Genomic DNA, 3,503 nt, shown 5'->3' with positions numbered 1-3,503 from the left:
ATCGAGGCGGCCTGCGTGGCGCAGGGCGCGGTGGTCGCCGGCGCCGGCACGCCGCGGCTGCCGAACACGACGAGCCTGATCCTGCCCGGCGTGCCGGCGGAGACGCAGGTGATCGCCCTCGACCTCGCCGGCATCCGCGTCTCGGCCGGGGCGGCCTGCTCCTCGGGCAAGGTGGGGCGCAGCCATGTGCTGGCGGCGATGGGGCTCGGCGAGGACGCCGGCTGCGCGATCCGCGTCTCGCTGCCCTGGAACGCCCCGGAGGATGCGGCGGAGCGCTTCGTCGCGGCGTGGTCGGCCATGCGCGACCGGCTCTCGCGCCACGCCGCCTGACACGCCATCTAGCGCGCGATGAGCCGGCCCAACCGCCCGATCTACCTCGACAACCACGCGACCACGCCGGTCGATCCGCGCGTGCTCGCGGCCATGCGCCCGTGGTGGGAGGCGAACTTCGCCAATCCGGGCTCGGTCGAGCATGCGATGGGCCGCGCGGCCGAGGAGGCGGTGGAGGCGGCGCGCCGGCATGTCGCGGCGCTGATCGGCGCGGAGCCGAACGAGATCCTGTTCACCTCGGGCGCCACCGAATCGAACAACCTGGCGATCAAGGGAGCCGCCCGCTTCGCCGCCGCACAGGGAACGGAGCGGCGGCGCGTGGTGACGCTCGCCACCGAGCATAAATGCGTCCTGGAGAGCGTGAAGGATCTCGGCGCGGAGGGCTTCGAGCCGGTGGTGCTGCCGGTGGCACCCTCCGGCCTGCTCGACCTCGGGCTGCTGGAGGCGACGCTGGCCGAGGCGCCCACGCTGCTCGTCTCCGTCATGGCGGTGAACAACGAGATCGGCGTCATCCAGGACCTCGCCGCGATCGGGGAGATCGCCAAGCGGCACGGGGCGCTGGTCCACACCGATGCGGCACAGGCGGCGGGGCGCATCCCGCTCGATGTCGGCGCGATCCGGGCGGACCTGATGTCGCTCTCGGGCCACAAGCTTTACGGGCCGAAGGGGATCGGGGCGCTGTATGTCAGGCGGCGGCCGCGGGTGCGCCTCGCGCCGCTCTTCTCGGGCGGCGGGCAGGAGCGGGGCTTGCGGAGCGGCACGCTGCCGGCGCCGCTGATCGTCGGCCTCGGCGAGGCCTGCCGGATCGCGGCGCAGGAGGCGGCGCTGGATGCCGGGCGGATCGCCGGGCAACGCGAGCGCTTCCTGGCGGCGCTGGCGGCGGCGGTGCCGGGCCTCGCGCTGAACGCGCCCGAAGCGCCGCGCGTGGCGGGGAACCTGTCGCTCGCCTTCCCGGGCGGCGTGACGGCGCAGCAGGTGATGGAAGGCGCGCCGGAGGTCTGCGTCTCCACCGGCTCCGCCTGCTCGTCGGCCGAGGTCGAGCCCTCCCATGTCCTGAAGGCGCTCGGGCTGGCGGAGGATGTGGCGCGGGCGACCTTGCGGATCGGGATCGGCCGCTTTACCTCCCCGGCCGAGGTGGACCTGGCCGCCGCGGCGCTCGCAGCCGCCTGGCGCCGGGCCGTCGCGTCAGGAACCAGCGCTCCGCCCGGGTTGGCAGGCGCCGCGGAGTAGAACTTCAGATGCCGAAGATGACCTTCATCGAGCGTGACGGAACGCGCAAGGACGTGGACGCGCCGCTCGGCCTGTCGGTGCTCGAGATCGCGCACAAGCACGGGGTGGACATCGAGGGCGCCTGCGAGGGGTCGCTGGCCTGCTCGACCTGCCATGTCGTCGTGGACCCGGCCTGGTACGGCAAGCTGGCCGAGGCGACGGAGGACGAAGAGGACATGCTCGACCTCGCCTTCGACCTGCAGGAGACCAGCCGGCTGGGCTGCCAGATCATCATGACCGAGGCGCTGGACGGGCTGGTGGTGAAGCTGCCGTCCGCCACGCGAAATGCCCTCGGGTGAGCGCGCCTGCGGCGCGACGCTCTTGGATAGCGAGTACGGCGCGCCGGGCGGGCTGTTCCGGCGGCTGAAGCAGGCCTGCGCGGCGGAGTGGCGCGCCTATACCTGGCATCCCTTCGTGCAGGGGATCGCTGACGGCACGCTGCCGCTGACCGCCTTCAAGCGGTATCTCGTGCAGGACTACCTTTTCCTGGTGCAGTTCGTGCGCGCGCAGGCGCTGGCCGCCTACAAGGCGGAAAGCCTGGACGCCTTCCGCGAGAAGTCGGGCGCGATCGGGGCGTTGCTGCACGAGATGACGCTGCATGTCGGCTACTGCGCGGAATGGGGGCTGAGCGAGCAGGCGGTGCTGAACGAGCCCGAGGCGGCCGAGACGGTGGCCTATACGCGCTGGGTGCTCGACCGCGGCATGGCGGGTGACATCCTGGATCTCGAGGTCGCGCTGGCGCCCTGCACCGTGGGCTATGGCGAGATCGCGCTGATGATCGAGGCGAGCCCGACGCGCAGCCGCGACGACAATCCTTATGAATCCTGGATCGCGATGTATGCGGGGGCGGAGTACCAGGCGCTGGCGCGCGGCGCGGCGGCGCGGCTGGATGCGCTCGGCGAAAGCCATGGCGGAGCGGCCCGCTTCGCGTCGCTGAGCGCCGATTTCGCGAAGGCGGCCCGGCTGGAAGCCGAGTTCTGGCAGATGGGGCTGCGCGGCTGATGCGCGTGCTCGTCGCGATGTCGGGCGGCGTCGATTCCTCGGTCGTCGCAGGGCTGATGAGGCAGGCCGGGCACGAGGTGGTCGGCGCGACGCTGCAGCTCTACGACCACGGCGCGGCCGTCGCGAAGAAGGGCGCCTGCTGCGCGGGGCAGGACATCCACGATGCGCGGCGCGTCGCCGACGCGCTCGACATCCCGCACTATGTGCTGGACCGCGAGGCGCGGTTCCGGAGCGCGGTGATCGAGGATTTCGCCGAGACCTATGCGCGCGGCGAAACGCCGATCCCCTGCATCCGCTGCAACCAGACGGTGAAGTTCCAGGACCTCGTCGCGCTCGCCCGCGACCTGGGCTGCGAGGCGCTGGCGACCGGGCATTATGCGCGCCGCGTCGAGGGCGCGGACGGGCCGGAGCTGCACCGTGCCGCCGATCCGGCGCGCGACCAGTCCTACTTCCTCGCCCTGACGACGCGCACGCAGCTGGACTTCGCGCGCTTCCCGCTCGGCGGCATGCCGGACAAGGCGGCGGTGCGCGCCGAGGCGGCGCGGCTCGGCCTGCCGGTGGCGGAGAAGCCGGACAGCCAGGACATCTGCTTCGTGCCCTCCGGCGACTACGCCGCGACGGTGGCGAAGCTGCGCCCCGAGACGGCTGAGCCGGGCGAGATCGTGGACCTCGACGGGCGCGTGCTGGGGACGCATCGCGGCATCGGGCGCTACACGGTGGGGCAGGGCCGCGGCCTCGGGATTGGCGGCGGCGACCGGCTCTTCGTGGTGGCGCTGGACGCGGCCCGGCGGCGCGTGGTGGTCGGCCCGCGCGCGGCCCTGCCGCGGCCGGAGGTGGAGGTGGGCGAGGTGAACTGGCTCGTCGCGCCGCCCGCCGCGCCGCTTCGCGTGCAGGCCAAGCTG

At 73.1% G+C, this 3,503-nt stretch carries 4 protein-coding genes and 1 pseudogene; all 5 read left to right on the top strand.

The window, feature by feature from the left end; genetic code table 11:
- Positions 1–330, top strand: a pseudogene (locus tag L2I40_RS20725) (cysteine desulfurase); the annotation flags it as partial.
- A gap of 18 nt (positions 331–348) precedes the next feature.
- A complete protein-coding gene (locus tag L2I40_RS20720) occupies positions 349–1,560 on the top strand; it encodes a cysteine desulfurase family protein (protein ID WP_237217067.1) in 1,212 nt (403 codons plus the stop codon).
- A gap of 8 nt (positions 1,561–1,568) precedes the next feature.
- On the top strand, positions 1,569–1,898 hold the full coding sequence (locus tag L2I40_RS20715; RefSeq protein ID WP_237217066.1) for a ferredoxin family 2Fe-2S iron-sulfur cluster binding protein: 330 nt from the start codon (positions 1,569–1,571) through the stop codon (positions 1,896–1,898).
- A gap of 22 nt (positions 1,899–1,920) precedes the next feature.
- Entirely contained in the window at positions 1,921–2,601 is a 681-nt protein-coding gene (locus tag L2I40_RS20710; protein ID WP_308116440.1) for a TenA family protein, read from the top strand.
- Positions 2,601–3,503, top strand: a 903-nt coding sequence (mnmA, locus tag L2I40_RS20705; RefSeq protein WP_237217064.1) for a tRNA 2-thiouridine(34) synthase MnmA, incomplete at its 3' end; no start/stop codon positions are given. The genes L2I40_RS20710 and mnmA, both read left to right, overlap by 1 nt.

The organism is Falsiroseomonas oryziterrae (assembly GCF_021864505.1).
Taxonomy (GTDB): domain Bacteria; phylum Pseudomonadota; class Alphaproteobacteria; order Acetobacterales; family Acetobacteraceae; genus Falsiroseomonas; species Falsiroseomonas oryziterrae.
Note: the sequence above shows the minus strand (reverse complement) of the source record. Positions and strands in the feature narration are given on the sequence as shown.